Raw genomic sequence first — 21,256 nt, 5'->3', positions numbered from 1 at the left:
AATTAATTATTAAATGGGGGCGAAAAATAAAAAACAAAGGAAATGCAGTTAATGCAATTTAAATGTTAAACAGCTTACTTATATGAAGTCGCAGAAAATGCCAATGAAGCTCTGGAAATTATCGCTGAAATTAAAGAAGAAGATGAAAGCGATATTTTAGTCATCGTATCTGACTGGTTAATGCCCGGCATTAAAGGAGATGAATTTTTGATCTGGGTTCACCAAAAATATCCCAAGATTGTGAAAGTCATGCTGACCGGGCAAGCTGATGAAGTAGCAATAGAACGGGTGAAACAGCTAGCAAACTTGCACCGCTGTTTGTACAAGCCGTGGGACGGCAAAGAATTAATAGAAACTATAAAATCTGGTTTGGCAAAAATATGAATAATAAACCTGTGATTATTTGCGTGGATGACGAACCGATCATCCTTGAAAGTTTGAAGATTGAGTTAAAAAAAGCCCTGGGAGAAGAACATTTATTAGAAACCGCTGAAGGCGGCGAAGAGGCTTTAGAGTTGATAGATGAATTGCTGGTAGAGGGCTGCGAAATCGTGGCAGTGATTTCCGACTACCTGATGCCCAATATCAGAGGCGACGAATTGCTGAAGCAGATTCACAGAATTTCGCCAAAAACTATCAAAATTATGCTGACGGGGCAAGCAGATTTGGAAGCTGTGGCGAATACTATTAAATATGCTAAATTGTACCGCTATATATCGAAGCCTTGGCAGTCAGAAGATTTGAAGTTGACTGTAAAAGAAGCGCTCAACAGCTATTTTATGGAGAAGCAATTAGCGGAACAAAACGCTCAACTCCAAAAGCTGAATCAAGAATTGGAAACTTTAGTTGAGGAGAGGACTGCACAATTGCGCTTGTCTGAGGAAAAGTTTGCTAAAGCTTTTCGTTCTTCTCCCAACCCGATTACTATTACCAGAGTTAAAGACGGTCATTATTTAGAAATTAATGAGGCTTTTTGCCGGACAATCGGTTATTCGGCAGCAGAAATTCTCGATCGCACGGCGCTGGATTTCAATCTGTGGGAAAGTACACAAGCCCGCGCCGAGTTGTTCAAAATGTTAGACGACAATAAAATTGTTCGCAATTACGAATTTGATTGGCGGACTAAAACTGGGGAACTCAGAACCGGGCTGCTGTCTGCGGAAATTATTGACATTCACGGCGAAACCTGCGTGATTTCTGTGATTCAAGATATTAGCGATCGCAAATTAGCCGAAGAAAAACTCCGGGCTGTAGCGGCTTCTTTAGCAGCAGCGCAAAGAATCGCCCGCGTCGGCAATTGGGAATGCGATTTCTCTGCCAATACAACTACTTGGTCGGAAGAATTATCTCAGATTTTCGGTCTCGATGCAACCCAGGCTGCGCCCACACTAACTGAGTTTCGGCAATACGTCCATCCCGACGATCGCCAAAAGTGGCAAACAACGATCGACGCTGCTATTGCTAGCGGGCAATCCTACAGTTTAGAATATCGCATCCTGCGGCCGGAATCGACAATCGCTGCGGATAATTGCCCGTCACAAACAAGTGAAGGCGGCTTCATCCGCTACATCGAATCCAGAGGAGAAGCAATTGTCAACGAACAAGGGGAACTGACAAAACTCTTCACAATTTTGATGGACATTACCCCCCGGAAGCTGGCAGAAATAGCCTTAGCAGATAGCGAAGAAAAATATCGCCATTTAGTTGAAACTTCCCAAGATATTATCTGGTCTTGCGATGCTGAAGGACACATTACTTTTGTGAACCAAGCAGTCAAACAAATCTACGGTTACGAACCTGAAGAAATGATTGGCTGTTCTTTTGGGGATTTTTTAGCGCCTGCACAAATAGACATGAACCGGGAACTTCAGCAGCGCTTGCTGACGGGAGAGGCGGTGTTTCAGTACGAAAGTATAGTGTTAGGAAAAGATGGCCGACCGATTGATGTCAATACGAAGGCGATCGCGCGATTGGACGCAGAAGGAAATATCACTGGCACAACAGGCACGGCTAGCGACATTACTGAGCGAAAACAAGCAGAGATAGCCCTGCAAAAAGCCAAAGAAGAAGCCGACAGAGCCAACAGGGCGAAAAGTGAATTCCTCTCGAATATGAGCCACGAATTGCGAACTCCCCTCAACGCAATTCTCGGTTTCACCCAACTGCTGGCCCGCTCCGCAGCCCTCGGTGCCGACCAACAGCAATACTTAGAAATTATCAGCCGCAGCGGGGAACATTTGCTCGTTCTGATCAACAATATTCTGCAAATGTCAAAAATAGAAGTTGGGCTGCTGACGCTTAATAACAGCACCTTCGATTTGCACAATATGCTAAAGAATACTGAAGAAATGCTGAATCTACAAGCAGAAAAAAAAGGATTACAGTTAATTGTTGATGCCACGACAGACCTACCTCAATATGTAGAAACAGATGAAAGCAAGTTGCGCCAAATATTGATTAATCTGGTGGGAAATGCGATTAAGTTTACGAGGGAAGGTGGTGTTAATTTAAGGATTAAACACGAGCTGTTGTTAAATAAAAATTACGGAGAAATTGCGCTGATTGACAATTGCTGTTTGTTATTTGAAGTTGAAGACACGGGGGCGGGAATTTCGCCGTCAGAAATGCACAATTTGTTTAAACCTTTTGCACAAACAGAAAGCGGGAAAAAAGCTCAAGAAGGAACTGGTTTAGGCTTGCCGATCAGCAAACAGTTCGTGGAGTTGATGGGAGGGAACATGACTGTGACAAGCAGCGTGGATCGTGGCAGCATTGTGAGATTTGATGTTAAGGTTTCGCTTCCTAATGCAGTGGAAATTCAGGTGGCTCAAACAGCCCGCCGCGTTGTGGGAATCGAGCCAGGACAGCCGGAATATCGCATTTTAGCTGTGGACGATCGCCTGGAAAGTCGCTTGCTGTTGGTGAGAATGCTGTCATCCCTCGGCTTTGCGGTGCGGGACGCTGAAAATGGCGTTGAAGCTGTGGAAATCTGGTCGAGTTGGGAACCTCATTTGATTTGGATGGATATGCGGATGCCGGTGATGGATGGCTACGAGGCTACTAAACGGATTAAAGCGCATTTGAAGGGTCAAGCAACGGTGATTATTGCTCTGACGGCGAGTGCTTTTGATGAGGAGCGATCGGTGATTTTGTCTGCTGGGTGCGATGATTTTGTGGCGAAGCCTTTTCGGGAGCAAGTGATTCTGGAAAAGATCGCTAAGTATCTGGGAGTTCGCTATGTTTACGATCGAGAGGCTTCGCAGAGTTGTGATGCTGTGGCCGACGGTGACGTTTCCGGGCCGACGGTGACGGCTGCTTTGCCATTTACGCTGAATGCTTCATTTTTTGAAGCTATGCCTCGTGAATGGGTGGATGAGTTGTACGCTGCTGCGGATGCGGTGGATAATGAGCGGATTTTTGGGCTGCTGTTGTCGATTCCTCCTGTTGATGCTGGTTTCCGCAGTGCGATCGCGGATTTGGTGCATAACTTCCGGTGCGATCGGATTATTGATTTGATTGAGGAGTTTAGAAATCTTTGAAGGAAGTTCGGCAACGAGCAATGTACGGGATTTAACGCATATAACGGATGGATTTTAAAGGAAGAAGGGGGAAATGGTGGGGTGAGGATTGTTGATGGTTGAGGTCGATCGACTATTCCACTATAATTCGCGCGTCAACAGCTTTTCTGTTTTAGTCCTCTCCTCTTAAAAACCCGGTTTCTTGGGTTAGTTTGCGTAAGTGATGTAAACATAAAAGTAGTTGATTCACGAGCGAGTGCTATAATTGCGATTTAATCAGTTTTCATCATGTCAGCAATTTCCAAATTAACAAAAAATAGTGAGCGATGAGCAGCAATCAAACAGCAGAAAATAAAGGCAACATATTAATTGTTGACGACACTCCAGAAAATTTGCAAGTTTTATCAGCAACGCTGTCGGATCAGGGCTACAAAGTCCGGGGCGTAATTAATGGCAAAATGGCAATCAGAGCCGCGCGATCTGGTTCTCCCGACCTGATTTTGCTCGACATCAAAATGCCGGACATGGACGGCTACGAAGTTTGCACGCAGCTCAAGGCAGAACCCAAAACATCAGAAATTCCAGTTATTTTTATCAGCGCTTTAGATGAAGTATTGGACAAAGTAACCGCCTTTCAAGTTGGAGGGGTAGATTATATCACAAAACCGTTTCATGTAGCAGAAGTTTTAGCGAGAATCGAACACCAACTGACGATCCAAAGACTGCAAAAACAATTGATCGATCGCAATACCGAACTACAACAAGAAATCATAGAACGCAAAAAAGCCGAAGAAGCCGCCGCCGCAGCATCCCTGGCAAAAAGTCAATTCGTTGCCAACATGAGCCACGAATTGCGGACTCCCCTAAATGCCATCCTGGGTTTTACCCAAGTCATGAGCCGCGACTCTTTCCTGGGCCACGAAAATCACGAAAATCTCCGAATTATTAACCGCAGCGGTCAACATTTGCTGGAACTAATTAACGATGTTTTAGATTTGTCGAAAATAGAAGCTGGAATCATTGGCTTAGATGAACGCAGCTTCGATCTTTATCAACTCCTCGACACTCTCGAAGAGATGTTTCAAATCAAAGCTGAAATTAAAAATTTGCAACTGAGATTTTTCGTGGAGGCGGATGTTCCCCAATATATAAAAACTGATGAAAAAAAGCTGCGCGTCTGCTTGATAAATCTGCTGGGAAATGCCATAAAGTTTACTGGAAATGAGGGCAGCATTTGGCTGCGCGCCAGCATGGAACTCAAGCAACAGCCCGCAGAATCGGAAACTTATCCTAACTCTACCTCAAATGAGGAATGTTTAATTTTGTTTGAAGTTGAAGACACGGGAGTTGGCATAGCCACAGCAGAAATTGACAATTTATTTGATGCTTTCGTGCAAACAGAAGCTGGCAGACAAGCGGCTGACGGTACGGGATTGGGTTTGACAATTACTAAGAAATACGTGCAGATAATGGGCGGAGATATTGCTGTAAAAAGTGTTTTAGGTGAGGGAACCAGTTTTAAATTTAACATCCGAGTATTTCCTGCTACTTGCTCAGAAATAACAGTCGCGACATTGCAGCGGGCGATCGCCCTAGAAGCAGATCAACCAGTTTATCGGATTTTAGCAGTGGACGACAATCAAGAAAATCGGCTGCTGCTGGTGAAAATGCTGGAACCAATTGGTTTTGAAGTCCGAGAAGCGGAAAACGGCCTCCAAGCTGTTGAACTTTGGGAAAGTTGGCAGCCTGATTTAATTTGGCTGGATACGCGAATGCCAGTAATGGACGGTTTTGAAGCTGTCAGACAAATTAGAGCTAAAGAGAAACAAGCTCAGCCGCGAACTGTAATTATTGCCCTGACTGCTAGCACTTTTGAGGAAAGAAAAGGCGAAATTATCGCCGCAGGTTGCGACGATTTTGTGCGGAAACCTTTTCAAGAACAAATCCTCTTTGATAAGATGGCTTGCTACTTGGGAGTGCGCTATATTTATCAAGAATTGCCCCCACAGGGAGCGGGGGCTTTAAGGCGTTATTTTGTGAGCGAAAAACCTGATTCATTTTTCGGGCCGCTGCTGGCCGAGATGCCTAGACATTGGGTGCAGGAACTCTACGAGGCAGCTAATGATGTTAATGAAGAGCTGGCGATTGAAATTGTCGATCGCATTTGTGAAAGTCATCCAACTTTAGCTGAGGCTTTAAAAGATTTGCTGGTAGATTACCGACTCGACAGGATAATGGATTTAACTAAATCGAGTTTAAAATAAATGGATAATAGCGAAATTAAAATATTGGTGGTTGACGACCAACCCAGCAATCTGCGGTTTTTATCCGAGCTGCTAACAGCCGAGGGGTATCAAGTTTGCCGAGCTATTTGCGGTCAACTGGCGTTGAATGCTGCGGTGGCCCATTGCCCCGATTTAATTTTGCTCGACATTAGAATGCCGAAAATGAACGGTTATGAAGTTTGTCAGAGACTGAAAGCGACAGCGGAAACCGCACAAATTCCGGTGATTTTTTTAAGCGTATTAGATGACATCAACGATAAATTACAAGCCTTTCGAGTTGGCGGCGCTGACTATATTGCCAAACCATTTCAAGTAGAAGAAGTTTTGGCGCGCATCGACAAGCAAGTCTGCTTACAAAAACTGCAACAGCAACTAAAAGAGCAAAACGCTCAACTGCAACAGTCCCAGTCGCTACTTGCTAGCATCTTAAATAGTTCCTTAGACGGTGTGGCAGCTTATTCTGCCGTCCGCAACAGTCAGAGAAATATTGTTGATTTCCAGTGGCTGTTGATCAACGCAGCCGCCGAAAAAATGTCGGATATGCTATTAAATGAGATAGTTGGCAAGTATTTGTTGGTCGAAAGTCCCCAAGTTCGCACGAGCGGGTTATTTGATTTGTACGTTTCTGTGGTAGAAACCGGAGAAACTGTAGACCGAGAATTTTATTACGAACACGATCGAGATACAGGTGCTTGGCTGCACATTGTGGCGGTCAAGTTAAACGATGGTCTGGCAGTAACATTTCGTAACATTACCGATCGCAAACAAGCAGAAATTGCCCTGCGCGAAAGCGAAGAACGCTTCCGCGCCATATTCGAGCAAGCGGCAGTCGGCATCGCTAAAACCGCACTTTGCGGTCAATTTTTGCGGGTGAATCCCGGGTTTTGCCAAATTGTCCGCTATGCAGAATCGGAATTGTTGCAGGAAAATTGGCAGGCAATTACTCACCCGGATGACAGGGAAGCTGACAAAGAATACGTGAGGTTGCTGTTATCTGGGGAGATTCAAACTTTTTCTCTGGAAAAGCGTTTGATTTGTCAAGATCGGGAAGTGTGCTGGGCGAATGTTACTGTTTCGGCAATGCGCGATGCTGAGGGAACGGCGCAGTATTTGATTTGTGCGATCGAGGATATTTCCGAGCGCAAGCTGGGACAAGAAATGCTGCAAGCGAGTTTAGAAACTCAAACCCGCTACGCTCAAGAATTAACTCGTTCTAATGCCGAACTGGAACAGTTTGCCTATGTGGCTTCTCACGATTTGCAAGCGCCTTTGGGTACGATTGTCGGCTACGCTCAACTATTAGAAAGGCGCTTTAACGACAAACTTGATGCCCAAGGAAATAAATTTATCGGCAATATTGTTAATGCTTGCGTGCGGATGCAGGCGCTGATTGATGACTTGCTTGAGTATTCGCGGGTCGGGATCAGTCAGAAACCTTTTGAGTTGATAGATTGCAATCAGGTTTTTGAGGATGCTTGCGCTAATTTGCAGTTGGCAATCCGCAAGAATCAAGCTACTGTAATTAGGGGCGATTTGCCAAGGATAACAGGTGATTGTTTTCAAATGCTGCAACTGTTTCAAAATTTAATTGGCAATGCGATTAAGTACCGCAGCAGCGAGGCGCCGGTGGTGCTCTTGGGGGTTTCGCGGCAGGGCGATAACTGGGTGTTTTCGGTGCAGGACAACGGTATTGGCATTGCCGAACAGTACCATCCGCAAATTTTTCAGATTTTTCAGCGCTTGCACACTCAAGCAGAGTATTCTGGAACTGGTATCGGTTTAGCGATTTGTCAAAGAATTGTCGATCGGCACGGCGGTCGCCTTTGGGTAGAATCAGCACCCGATCGAGGCTCGACTTTTTATTTTTCTCTTCCTGTTCCACAGTGAGATCCGCAGTCTGCTTGGAGGAGTCATCAGTGATTTACTTAAGCTTTAAATATCTTTATCTTTCCTTTACATAAATGCTCGGAAAGTGTAGCATATTCACTGATGACATCTAGCTCAAAATCCATCACGATAAATCTATTAGCTCGATCCTTATACAACTTAACAATCAGCGGTGCGTGCAAAACTTGTCAGTTTATTTCAACTTTATCCAGAGCATCTTGGTTGGGGATGCAGTAGTTTTCCTAGTAGTTCGCGGGCAATTATTTGTGATGTCTTTGCAGTTGGCCGGTTGTCCGACAAACTGCAAAGTGCAACAAGCGTGATTCGCCAACCTCTGCTACTCATGCAAAACCGCAAATTGCTGCAACACAAATTCAGTGCGATCTGCCAGATTGGCCTGGGGATGGCAAGATATGCTTTGCAGGCGCTCAGACACCGCTCCAAGTCCCGCCACCTCACAAAATCCGTTGGTAGTGAGACAAAGCCGTGAATTATAAACAGAAAAAATTTACTATTTTAATAGCCAACGATGACGAGGACACGCGATTTTTAGTGGAGGAAGCACTGCGAGAAGTTCGATTAGCTATTAGGAGCGAATTTGTGGAAAATGGAGAACAAGTGCTAGACTATTTGTACCGTCGCGGTCAATATGGTGGTAGCAGCAATTGGCACCGGCCAGACCTGATACTTTTGGATCTGAATATGCCGAGGCTTGACGGGCGAGAAGCACTAACTTCGATCAGATCTCACCCAGATTTTCAACAAATTCCGGTTGTGATCCTCACAACGTCGCACCGCAGCAGAGATATCTCGCTTTGCTACCGCTTGGGTGCCAATTCTTTTATATCGAAACCAGTCACTTTTGAAGGATTGGTTGAAGTAATGAAGACTTTATGTCAGTATTGGTTTGAAATCGTTTCGCTTCCGCCCCAGGAGCTGTAAGCTTTAATTGAGGGCGAGATCGATAGTTTGAGTTGGGAGTGAATTTAATAGAGGGACATATTGACACCGATCGCAAGTATCGCTCTCAAACTTAAAAAATTTTGTTCAACCCGCTCCGAATGCTATAGTTGTGTTAATAGATAACCAATCTTTGAAAATTTTGTTGGTTGAGGACAATCTGGCAGATGCGACGCTGATCGAAGACCTTTTAGGGTCATTCAGCGACTGTCTGTTTCGCCTCAAAACTGTTAAGTCTCTGGAGATAGCACTCGCGTGTCTGGAAGCAGAAAAGTTTGACGCCATACTATTAGATTTGTCAGTGTCAGACTGCTTGGGGGGAAGCGAGGCGATCGCCATTTTGAAAGCCCGATCGCCCACAGTGCCGATTGTGGTGCTGACAGATATCAATGATGAACAGACGGCGCTGTCGGTATTGCGATCGGGCGCTCAGGATTGTTTGGTAAAGGGACGATTTCAAAGAACTCTGCTGGTGCGGGCGATCCATTACGCGATCGAACGCCACCGCATCGAAGAACAACTGCGGCAGCAAGCCCTCCGAGAGCGGCTGTTGGGCAAAATGATCGAAAATATTCGATCGTCAATAGACGCTGCCAGCATTCTCCAAAGTACCGTCGCAGAAGTGCGCCAATTTCTCAAAACTGACCGCGTTTTAATTTATCGCTGTCAGAATGGGGCGTCTAAATTTGACGGGGAAGAGCAAAAAGGTGCGATCGTCGCAGGTGACGGTTTGCCAGAGGGTTATATTGAAAACCAAAATATTAATGCTGCTTTGGCGGTGTCATGCTTTTTTTTGGTGGAATCGCAGGCGGTACAAGCAATAGCAGATGTTAGGGCTGCCGAATTAGCTGGCAGTTTCCAACAGTTGCTGGCAGATTGTGAAATTGCAGCAGTTTTAAGCGTGCCAATTTGGCAATCTGGCGACTGGGAAACGGCAAATGAAAGACTAGAAAGCAGTGTTTGGGAAGCAGAAAAAACCACAGATGCAGCCGAAAATTATATGTCGCTGCCGACTGTTGGCAAACCGCAGCCGCAGGGTTCAAGTGCGACGGATTTTAGGAGTGAAAATGGCAATAATCTGTGGGGAATGATGACGGCATACAATTGCAGCGGTGTCAGGGAATGGCAACAGTGGGAAATAGATTTTTTACAGCATTTGGCGAATCAAGTGGCGATCGCGATCGAACAATCTCAACTTTACCGCCAGTTAGCAATAGCCAATCAAAAATTGCAGCAACTGGCAACTACTGACGGACTGACGGACATTGCCAACCGCCGCCAGTTCGATCGCGTTTTGATGTTAGAGTGGCGCAGATTGGCAAGAGAGGAACTGCCGCTGTCTTTAATTATGTTTGACATCGACTTTTTTAAACCTTATAACGATTTTTACGGCCACCTCGGCGGCGATGATTGTTTGCGCCAAGTAGCCCGGGCGATCGCCTCTTTTGTCAAGCGGGCTGGGGATTTGGCCGCCCGCTACGGCGGCGAAGAATTTGGCGTGCTCTTGCCCAACACCAGCGCTGCCGGTGCCAACGTTGTCGCCCGGAAAATTTGCGACGGTATCGCTCGGTTGAAACTGCCCCACGCGCGATCGTCGATCGGCCCCTACGTTACCCTCAGTTGCGGCATTGCGACGGTGATTCCTGCTGCCGAAGCATCTCCCGACACCTTAATTCGCAGCGCTGACGGCGCCCTTTATCAAGCCAAAAACGAAGGCAAAAATCGCATTTGTCACGCCACAATCAACTCGGAATCTTCCTCTTTAACCGCTCTAGGTTTGTAGTGAGGACTTTAGTCCTCTGATTTATGCGGACTAAAGTCCTCACAGATCCCCCCTAGCCCCCCTTAAAAAGGGGGGGACAAGAATCTTCTCAAAGTCCCCCTTTTTAAGGGGGATTTAGGGGGCTCTCCGGGCAATAAACAGTGTTAACAATCGCCTATTGTGCTAGATCACAAGTTTTCTTCTACTGGCAATTGACGGATCGGGATTTCGATCGCAAACTCCGTACCAATTCCCAATTCGGAACTGCACAGCAATGTTCCGAGATGTTTTTTAACTACAATTTCGTAACTAATAGCCAATCCCAATCCCGTGCCTTTGCCGACGGGTTTCGTGGTAAAAAACGGGTCGAACAACCGCTGCTGCACTGACTCGGGAATGCCGGTGCCGCTGTCGGCGATCGCAATTTTCACTCGATCGCCCTCCACAACTTCCGTGCGAATCTTAATTGTAGGAATTGGCGAGGTATCCCCAGCAGAGGGACAATTTCTTTCTTTTTCTTCCACAGCATCGATCGCATTAATCAACAAATTCATAAACACCTGATTCAATTGACCCGAGTAACATTCAACTGGCGGTAAATTGCCATACTCTTTAATTATCGAAATAGCGGGTTTATCTCCTTGCGGCTTCAAACGGTGAGCGATAATCATCAAAGTGCTGTCAATTCCGTCGTGCAAGTTCACTTCCTTAAAAGCAGCTTCGTCCAGACGCGAAAAAGTGCGTAAAGACTTGACAATTTCCTGAATGCGATGCGCTCCTACTGCCATAGAATCCAGCAGGTTCGGCAAATCTTCTTGAATAAACTCTAAATCAATTTCCTCAAGTTCTGCCTGAATTTCTGCGGTTGGTTCTGGATACGCTGAGCGGTAAAGTTCGAGGATTCTTAACAAATCATTTGTGTAATCTTTGGCATAGCTGATATTGCCAAAAATAAAGCTGACAGGATTGTTAATTTCGTGAGCAACTCCCGCAACTAATTGACCCAAAGAAGACATCTTTTCGCTTTGCACGAGCTGCGCTTGGGTGTGGGTGAGCGCGTGATAAGCTATTTCTAATTGCGCTGCTTGTTCTCTGAGTTGCGCTTCCGATTCTCGCAGGGCCAATTCTGCTGCTGTTCGCTCCGTAACATCGACACCGATTCCCCAAAAATCCCAGCCGGGAACTGAAAAATCAGCAGAAACATTAGACCAAGCAATTGTTTTGATGCTGCCGTCTGCTGCCTGAATTTCTACTTCTAACTCTCGAAAATTGTGACCGAGTTCGACAACTTTTCTAAAGATTTTTTGACGGTGGTTGACATCAGGCATCAGCAGTTGTATTGCTTGCAAGTTGCCGACAAGTTCTGCGGCGCTGTAACCCAGCACTTGTTCGCATTCTCGGTTCCAGACTATGATATTGCGATCGGCATCAACAGCGCTCAGCATTACTGGCATATTTTCGAGAATTAGGCGCAGCTTTGCTTCGCTTTCCCTCAAAGCTTGCTCAGCCCGCGCCCTGTCTGTGATGTCAATGGAAATTGCAATTAATCCTGCAACTTCTCCTTTTTCATCTAATATTGGCGTGCCGCGACTTTCGTAAATGGGCCCGTTTAATTCGGCACACCAGGTTCTTTCCTCCCCTGCCAAAACCAACTTAATATTTTCGAGAATTTGGGGATAATCTTTGTACAGTTCGTAAACCGATAAGCCAACTACTTGTCCGGGCTTAAATCCTAAAGGGTCTAAGGCTTTTCCTTCGCATACAGTAAATATGCCGTGACGGTCAATGCAAGACAAAATTATCGGTGCGTTGTTGACAACGGCGCGGAGGCGTTTTTGGCTTTGTTGCAGTTCCAATTCTGCTTGTTTGCGATCGGTAATATCGATAACGGCTCCGAATAATTTTACGACTTCGCCTTGCTGGTTTTGCAAGACTTGCCCCCAAGCGATTAAATATCTCATTTCTCCGTTGGGACGGTAAATGCGGTGGTCAAGTTCGTAGGTTTGGCGGCGCGCGATCGATTCGTCTATAGTTTGTTGAAAAATTTCTCTGTCATTGGGATGAATTTGCTGCATAAATTCTCGATAACTTGGTACGGGCTGTTCTGGTTGTAAACCAAAAATTCTTTTCAATTCATCCGACCAAGTAATCTCGCCAGTAGGGAGGTCGAATTCCCAGTTGCCGATATGCACAATTCTTTGAGTTTCTTCGAGTTTTCGCTGGTATTCTAATAATTCGTCTGCGGCTTTCTTGCGCTCGGTAACTTCTTTGGAGTTGCCGATAATTCTGTAGGTTCTGCCTGTTTCGTCTTGCAGCGGAGTCAGGGTAACTAGCCACCAAGTATCTGCTCCTTGGAACTTCAAGCATCGTTCCCAAGCAACTGAATTTTGCGATCGCGCGCAAGTGATATAAGTTTGCCGCAATACGGTTCCGAGTTCTTCGCCAAATACGGCTTCGGGAGTTTTGCCGCCCCACTCGCTCTCGTCTCCTAGCCCCAGAACTCGCTGGCCCAGAGGGTTGAAACCGGCATAGCGAAATTCGCCGTCACTACCAACATCCACCGCAAAAATTATTTGGTCAATACCGTCATAAATACTGCGCAAAAATTGTTCTTGAGAGCGGAGTTGTTCTTGTACTTTTTTGCGATCGCTAACGTCTCGAATTGAACCTGCAAATCTCAGCGGCGTACCATTTTCGTCCCAAATTGCTTGTCCGCGAACGGCTAACCAAATGTATTCGCCGCTTTTTTTTTGCATCCGATATTCTATTTCTTTGAACGGGATTTGTTGTTCTAAGTGAGCTGATGTTGCTGCAAATACTCGACCGACATCTTCTGGATGAATTCGCGATATCCAGGCGTCTAAAATATTTTCAAACTCGCTGCTTTCATAACCGAGCAACTCTTTAAATCTGGGCGACCAATACACCGGATTTTGCGGGTTAAACACGTCTTCTGGAACAATCGGCGCATCCCAAATGCCGTCAAAAGAGGCGCTGACTGCTAAGTCAAACCGATTTAAGCTAGCTTCGAGAATTGTCTGTGCTTGTTGCAGAGCGATTTCGGATTTTTTGCGTTGCGTGGCGGCAGCTACGGCATCGCTAATATCTGTCGCCGTGGCGATAAATCCTTGAAATTCTCCAGCAGGCGTCAATTTAGCAACTGCTGTCTCCCCGATCCACCGATACTCCCCGTCCGCTCTTTTCAGCCGATATTCTCGCTTAAAATTCGAGTTTAAATTCCAAGCATTCAGATAGATTTGCTCCCAACAATCTAAATCGTCAGGGTGAATGTTTGTCCTCCAACCCCGATCGCAAATTTCGGCTTCACTCAGCCCAGTAAATTCTATCCACTGCAAATTAAAGTAATTGCAACCGCTTTCTGCATCTGCTATCCACAGCATGACTGGCACGCGATCTGCCCAGTCGCGCCAGCAATTTTCGCTCGCACCCGAGAAAGTCGCGATCGGCGCTTGTTTGGGCACTTTAGTTTCACTTGTAGAACCAATCATAAATTTACAGATGGTAAGTTGACAGTTGCTATTTTTCTTGTTATAATGCGCCGCAATTAACCCTCAAAAAATCTCAGCTTTTCAAAACTAATATATCAAGGTGAGATTGATTTGTGCAAGCGCCACAAGACTTGTTCGTGGCTCAATATAGAAGGCGCGTTGAGTACATGAGGCGCTGATGAATATTGATGAAAATTCCTGAGTTTTATCTGGTGCTGTCAACTATTAACTGAATAAATCCAATCCTCTTCCTTCTTTTGTCAAGTGCTGTCAACTGTCAACTGTCAACTGAAATTCGATCGCACTGGAATTTCAATCACAAACTCCGCTCCCTCTCCCATTGTCGAAACACAGCTCAATCGGCCGCCGTGGCGATCGACTACAATCGAGTGAGAAATCGACAATCCCAAGCCTGTACCCTTGCCCACAGGCTTAGTCGTGAAAAACGGGTCAAACAGCCTCGATCGCACCGACTCCGGCATCCCCCGCCCGTTGTCCGCAATAGACACCGCTACGAAGCCCGCAGCAGCCTCATAAGTCCGAATGGCGATCGAGCTAGGATGCCGATCGCACTCTTCGAGCGATCGCTGCTTGTCCCGCTCTTCCAAAGCATCGATCGCATTAATCAAAATATTCATAAATACCTGATTCAACTCGCCCGGAAAACATTCAACCTGCGACAATAGCTGGTAATCTTTAACTATCTGAATCGCCGCACGGCTGCTGTGAGATTTCAACCGATTTTGCAAAATCATCAAAGTGCTGTCAATTCCCTCGTGAATGTTGACCGACTTGCCAGCGGACTCGTCCAGCCGGGAAAAGTTGCGCAAGGATTTGACAATCTCGACAATTCGCTCGGTTCCTACCTGCATCGAACTAAACAATTTAGGGATATCCTCAGCAATATAATCCAAGTCAATTTCATCAATTTTATCCAAAACTTCAGGCGGAGCATCAGGACAGTAATGCTGGTAAACTTTAATCAATTCCAACAAATCTAAAGTATAACTGCGAGCCGGACTGAGATTGCCGTGAATAAAGCTGACGGGATTGTTAATTTCGTGAGCAACACCAGCAACTAACTGACCCAAACTCACCATTTTTTCATTTTGAACGAGCTGAGCTTGAGTAGTTCTGAGTTTGTTAATCGCTGCTTCCAACTCTAGGGCTTTTGAACGTTCTCGCGCTTCCGATTCCTGCAACGCTGACTCGGCTTGTTTGCGATCGGCAATTTCAACTTGTGCTTGCTCGAACAGCGTCGATTGCTGGATCGCGATCGCCAACTGTACGCTAATTTGTTTGAGACACTCCACCTCAATTTCCAGCCAGCGACGCCGCCCCGCGCACTCGTGAGCAATCAACAGCCCCCACAACTTCTCGCCTTGCAAAATCGGCACCACCAAATTAGCTCGCACCTGAAATTGACTTAATAAATTAATGTAGCACTCGGAAAGATCGGCTTTGTAAATATCATCCACAGCTACAGTGCGACCGTGCTTGTAAGCAGAAGCATAGCTGTCTTCAAAGCAGGGATCGTTAATACTTCTTCCCTGAAGCGACAGCCAACTTTCGCCCACCGACTCGACTGCTACAAAACCGCTCCAATCAAGATTAAAGCGATAAATAATTGTCCGGTCTGTTTGCAAAAAATGCCGTACTTCAGCAACAGCTTTTGTCAAGATTTCTTCTAAATTGAGAGAAGAGCGAATGCGTTCCAGCATCCCTACCACCAAGCGCTCTCGCTTTAATTGCTGGCGCAAGATCGCCTCGGCAAGTTTGCGATCGCTAATATCTTCAATCACACCAATTACGTAGCTCGGTTCCCCAAACCCATCCCGCACTAAAGATACAGTCACATTAGCCCAAACAAATGAACCGTCTTTGCGCACAAAGCGTTTCTCAATTGAATAATTCAAAATTTCCCCAGCTAACAGTCTGTTGCCCGACTCGACATCTACTGCTACATCTTCCGGGTGTGAAATATCCCAAACATTTCGCACTTTCAGTTCTGCTTCTGAGTAGGCGACAATATTGCAAAAGCCTGGATTTGCCTTCAAAATATGACCGTCTGGCAACACTTTAACAATACCGATCGCCGCTTGTTCAAATACAGCCCGAAATCGCTGTTCGCTTTCTTGCAAAGCAATTTCTGCTTTTTTGCGATCGGTAATATCCATTTCCGTACCAAACAGTCGCACCACTTTGCCCAACTCGTTTTTAACAGCTTGGCCTTTACAATTAACGTACCGGATTTCTGCTGATGACAAATAGATGCGGTGGTCGATGTCGAAAGCTATCCCTTCAGTCACTGCTTTTTGCAAAGCTTTTGTAACCATTCCTCTGTCATCGACATGAACTTGCTCTAAAATTTCTGCCATTGTCGGCGGTCGATTAAAGTCTCGACCGTAAACTTTAAACACTTGGGCCGACCAATTAACAATTCCGGCCTCAATATCAAATTCCCAATTCCCCATGCGGGCAATTTTCTGCGCGTATTGCAACTCGTCGGTAAGTTGTTGCAAAGATGCGATCAACTGCGTTTTTTCGGCTTCTGCTGCCACGCGGGCGCTGATATCTTTGTGAGTGCCTGTCATCCGCAACGGCGCACCCCATTCGTCGTACTCGACTACCTTGCCCATCCCCAGAATCCACTGCCAATTCCCGGCTTTGTTGAGTATCCGAAATTCAAATTCATAGATGTCTTGGGGATTTTCAAAATATAAATTTAAATATTCCCTCGCCTTGATTCTGTCTTCGGGATGCAGCAAATTTTCCCAACTTTGGAAGTTGTTTTCAATTTCATTTTCTGCGTAACCAATCATTGATTTCCACTGGGCGTCGAAATAAGTTTCGCCAGTAGCTATATTCCAATCCCACAACCCCAAGGAGCTACCTGAAACTGCCAACTGCAATCGCTCTTGACTGAATTTCAATGCGGATTCGGCGCGTTTTAGTTCTGTGAGGTCGGCAATAATTGCCATCATTCCTATTGGTTGACTGGCGCTATCTTTAATGCAGTCAGCTCGCAAGAGAGCTTCTATAATTTCGCCATTTTTAGCTTTTAGTTCACTTTCAATGCTCCAGGACAAACCTTTCCGCAGCACCTTAAATAATTTTCTCAACTCTTGAGATTTGGCGTACATTACTCCCGGGCCGCCCGCATTATTTAGTTCTTCAACTGTATAGCCGTAGCGCTGAATAAATGCTTGATTGTGATAAATTGAATAGCCGTCTAAATCTGCGATCGCGATCGCATCGCTAGCGCCGTCTACAGCTTGAGTTACCAAGCACAGAGTCAGTTCGGCTTGTTTGCGATCGGTAATATCAAAAATCGCTGCATCCAGCCACAAAACCAACCCTTCTCGATTGTAAGTCGCCCGGCCTCTTTCCGACACCCAGCGCACCGCCCCGTCAGCGCGCACAATCCGGTATTCTACATGATACGGCTGTTTGGAGTCTACCGCTGCTCTGCGGACTCGATCGAGCTTTTCGCGATCGGGCCTATGGATAATGCTCGCAAAACTCAAGCGATTGTTGTGCAGAAAATCCGCAGCAGCATAGCCGCTAATTGCCTCAATTTCATCACTCACAAACACCATCGTCCAATCAGCATCGTACAAGCTGCGGCAGATAGCACCGGGAATATTCTCAATTAGCGATCGAAATCTGGCTTCCGTCTCCCGCAAAGCTGCTTCGGTCTGTTTTAAATCAGTAATATCCAGTATCATGCCTTCCCAAACTAGATCCCCTTCCTGCCCTATTTCTCTGGGACAATTAACTCGTTCCGGTCTCGAAACCCCTTGCATCCACTTAATTTTTCCCGACGGCATCATCGCGCGCCATTCCTGCTGCCATGGCTGCATATTTGCCGCAGAAACAGCAATAGATTCTTCCAATTTTTGGAGGTCGTCTGGATGAACACAATTGAACATAAGTTCGGGATTGTGCTGAATATTTTCGGGTTCCAATTCATATAAATCGCGGCAGCCAGAAGAAATGTAAGGAAAAGATATTTTGCCGCCGGTTGAGAGCCGAAATTGATAAATTATTCCCGGCAAATTGGCAGCAAGTTGCCGCAATCTAGCTTCGCTTTCTTGCAGCGCTAATTGTTTGCGCCTATCCTGAGTGATATCTCGAATTATCCCCACGAGAATTTTACTGTCGCCGATATTTTCAAAGACAGTTTTTTTAGTAGACAGAATGTGCTGGGCACCGCTGGCGTCCGTAAATATTTCCTCGCTCTCGTTTTCTTCCCCCGTCCTAAACACTTGTTCGTCTTTCTCCCAAAAAAAATCAGCTTCTTCTTTGGGGAAAAACTCATAATCCGACATACCTAGCAGTTCCTCGCGCTGCTTGCCGAGCAGCTTGCAACAAGCATCATTTAACAGTATCCAGCGGCGCTGCTCGTTCTTGAGAAAAATTGGGTCAGCAACTGCATTGATCGTACAATTTAAAAACTTTTTACTAGCTTCCAGTTCTGAAAGTGCTAAAACTTTCTCCGTAACATCGTTAATAGTTCCTGTCGTCCCCTGTATCGCGCCGTCGCAGTCAATAATCAAAAATTCCTGCACTTCCACCCAGCGAATTGTATTGTTTTTAGTAAGATATCGAATCTGATAACAACAGGATGTTTCTTGATTTTCGCTCAGACCTCTAGAGCAATTTAAATATTGGTATTGGTCGTCAGCATGAATGTAACTTAAACAGGAAGTTCCTAAGCTTTCATTAACTGTAAATCCAGTAATTTTCGCCCAAGCCGGATTTAGAAAAATCCACTCACCAGCAATATTTGTTTCAAAAACTACTTCTTTGATACTGCCAACAACTTGCAGGTATTTTTCTTGACTTTTTTGCCATTCTGCTTGCCGTTTCTGGCGGGCGATCGCGCACCGGAGCGTCCGCACCAGCAGCCGGCTGTCTACTTGTCTTTTCACCAGATAATCTTGGGCGCCTGCGGCAATTAACTGAACGGCTAGTTCTTCGTCATCGGCGGCCGTCAAAACCACGATCGCAATATTGATCCCGCAATCTTCTTGCAGCCGCAAAAAAGCATTAAATTTTCTGCTGTCAGGAAGTGAAAGATCTAATAAAATTACATCAAAAACCTCACAGCTTAAAATTTCTCTAGCTTCCCTGAGGCAAACTACATTAGTCGTCTCAATTGATTGTCCTAGTTGGTGCTCAGACAGCAGTTCTTGAATGAGTTCTGCATCTTCTGCACAGTCTTCTATTAACAGAACTTTCAAGCAACCAGGCGTTAAATTTGACTCAAAAACAAAGGTCATTTGGTTGTTTTTTATTATAAAAAAATGCAGCAGCGGATACAGCTATCTAGCTCATTTTGGGCGAAATTGAACCGCAGGCGAAGGAGTGCGCTGGGTACTTGCAGATCCTCCAGATTTATTTGTAGAATTGAGTTGTTGGCGGTAAGTTGCCTGCCTCGCCCCAAACCGTAGTGGGCTAAATTCCAATAGGGTTCAGTTAACACTGTTTATTTCCCGGAGATCCCCCTAAATGCCCCTTAAGAAGGGGGACTTTGAGCAACTTCTTGTCCCCCCCTTTTTAAGGGGGGCTAGGGGGGATCGGCTTGATCTGAACCTCGTGGGCAAAAATCATTATTCTCTTACCGATCTTGCAAATCAACTCTGTTTTAAATTTACAACATTTGGCCGAGAAATAGCAAGGGGCAAGGCAAAACAGCGCTGATAAAGAATGACTAAAGTCCTGACTGCGAACCTAGGAAAATTACAGTAAATTTACGGAACAGGAGATTGTATCCGTTGAATTACTGACAATTAACGCCCGTTTGTACTGAGGACTTTAGTCCTTGCTTTGAGATAAAGAAGGACTAAAGTCCTGACTACGAACCTAATTATGAACTTAATTATGGTTGTTTAATCGGACAAGATTTTACTGAGTTATATCTATCAAGTTTTCTGCTGTTTGGGGATCACAACTGTAAACACGCTGCCTTGACCGACATTGCTGCTAATAGCAATCTCCCCATTAAAAGGTTTTAAAAGCTCAATACAAGTATAAAGTCCGAGGCCTGTTCCTGTCGGTTCGCCTTCGGTTTTTTCCTCGCCTTTCGGCGGCTTTGAGGTATAAAAAGGGTCAAAAAGTTGTGATAAATCTTCAGGTTCTATGCCACATCCGGTATCTGAAATATCCATGTAGATGTTCGAGTCGTCTTGCCGAGTCACGATAGTTAGTTCCCTGGTTTTCTTTTTCCACATAGCATCCATTGCATTATTAATTAGATTATAAAATACTTGAGAAATATAGGAATAAATTAAGGGAATGTTCTCGATTTGTTCGTCATAAAAATATTTTTTTCTAATTTTATTTTTGAAATAGAGATTTCCTTCCAATAGCTGAATTTCTCGCTGCACTAAATCGTTGATATTCACTGGCTGCAAATCTTGCTTTTGCTCTTTTCTGCTTTTCATCATCAGAGTATCCATGATCTGATTGATTTTTGTGACGGCTTGAACAATATACTTTGTATAATTTAAAAGAGATTCTTCTTGAATTTTTGTGGCTTTTGTTTCAATTAAATCGACGCTAGTCTGGATCACTTGCAGCGGACTTTTGAGGTTGTGAACCATTCCCTGGGTCAAACGTCCGATGATGGCTGTTTTTTCCTGGTCGATCAATTGCTTGGTTTTTTGATCGACAAGTCTTTCCAGGTTGTGGTTGAGGTGGGCGAGTTCGAGGTTTTTTTCTTCGAGTTTTTTTTGCAAGGTGCGGATTGTCAGGTGAGTTTGAATGCGGCTCAACACTTCTTCGTGCTGGAAGGGCTTGGTGATGTAGTCAACGGCTCCTGTCTGAAAGCCTTTTACTTTATCGAGCGTCTCGGAAAGGGCGCTCATGAAGATGATGGGAATGTCTCGGGTTAAGTGGTCTGCTTTTAAACGCAGGCAAGTTTCAAAACCGTCAATTCCTGGCATCATGATGTCCAAAAGAATCAAGTCGGGATGGATGTATTCAATTTGCTCGATCGCACTTTCGCCATCTAGGGCCACTAAAACTTTAAACCCGTAATTCCTTAACAGCTCGAAAAGTACGTCGAGATTGGTTTGGTTGTCATCGACAATTAGTATGATGCTTCTTTCGGAATTCTTATCGTTCATATTCAAGGGAGACATTCAAATTTTTGATTTGTGAGTTGTCGGTTGTGACTTTAAATCCGATCCCAGGAATTTTCTGCCGCTCTAGAAACCCGGTTGCTTCGTAGATGCTTCTATTTCCAATCACCCTTTTAGGGCGGGCTGTTCAGTTAAAAGTGTTTATTTCGCGGAGATCCCCCTCGCATCCCCCGAAAGCAAGGGGGAC

Annotated in this window: 8 protein-coding genes and 1 pseudogene; 6 read left to right on the top strand and 3 right to left on the bottom strand. The window is 45.3% G+C overall.

Annotation, left to right across the window (positions count from 1 at the left end):
• Positions 1-72: 72 nt before the first annotated feature.
• The 6 genes and pseudogenes from QUB68_RS28010 to QUB68_RS27985 form a co-directional block, all read left to right on the top strand.
• Positions 73-384: pseudogene (locus tag QUB68_RS28010) on the top strand (response regulator); the annotation flags it as partial.
• Positions 381-3,539: a PAS domain S-box protein gene (locus tag QUB68_RS28005; RefSeq protein ID WP_332998174.1), complete on the top strand. Its 3,159-nt coding sequence runs from the start codon at positions 381-383 to the stop codon at positions 3,537-3,539. The pseudogene QUB68_RS28010 and the gene QUB68_RS28005, both read left to right, overlap by 4 nt.
• A 305-nt stretch (positions 3,540-3,844) precedes the next feature.
• Positions 3,845-5,782 (top strand): response regulator, encoded by a 1,938-nt coding sequence (locus QUB68_RS28000; protein WP_332998173.1) that lies wholly within the window; start codon positions 3,845-3,847, stop codon positions 5,780-5,782.
• Positions 5,783-7,690: an ATP-binding protein gene (locus tag QUB68_RS27995; protein ID WP_332998172.1), complete on the top strand. Its 1,908-nt coding sequence runs from the start codon at positions 5,783-5,785 to the stop codon at positions 7,688-7,690.
• 486 nt (positions 7,691-8,176) lie between these two features.
• Entirely contained in the window at positions 8,177-8,632 is a 456-nt protein-coding gene (locus QUB68_RS27990; RefSeq protein ID WP_332998171.1) for a response regulator, read from the top strand.
• Between the two features lie 130 nt (positions 8,633-8,762).
• Positions 8,763-10,433, top strand: a complete 1,671-nt coding sequence (locus tag QUB68_RS27985) for a diguanylate cyclase domain-containing protein (protein ID WP_332998170.1) — start codon at positions 8,763-8,765, stop codon at positions 10,431-10,433.
• Positions 10,434-10,600: 167 nt separating this feature from the next.
• Here QUB68_RS27985 and QUB68_RS27980 read toward each other — a convergent pair whose 3' ends face one another.
• The 3 genes from QUB68_RS27980 to QUB68_RS27970 form a co-directional block, all read right to left on the bottom strand.
• A complete protein-coding gene (locus QUB68_RS27980) occupies positions 10,601-13,921 on the bottom strand; it encodes a PAS domain S-box protein (RefSeq protein WP_332998169.1) in 3,321 nt (1,106 codons plus the stop codon).
• A gap of 284 nt (positions 13,922-14,205) precedes the next feature.
• Complete coding sequence (locus tag QUB68_RS27975; protein WP_332998168.1) at positions 14,206-19,206, bottom strand: PAS domain S-box protein; 5,001 nt, start codon at positions 19,204-19,206, stop codon at positions 14,206-14,208.
• Between the two features lie 642 nt (positions 19,207-19,848).
• Positions 19,849-21,054 (bottom strand): hybrid sensor histidine kinase/response regulator, encoded by a 1,206-nt coding sequence (locus QUB68_RS27970; protein ID WP_442923138.1) that lies wholly within the window; start codon positions 21,052-21,054, stop codon positions 19,849-19,851.
• Between the last annotated feature and the right edge of the window lie 202 nt (positions 21,055-21,256).

This window comes from Microcoleus sp. A006_D1, from assembly GCF_036702805.1.
GTDB lineage: Bacteria > Cyanobacteriota > Cyanobacteriia > Cyanobacteriales > Microcoleaceae > Microcoleus.
This window is presented reverse-complemented; position numbering and strand designations above follow the sequence as displayed.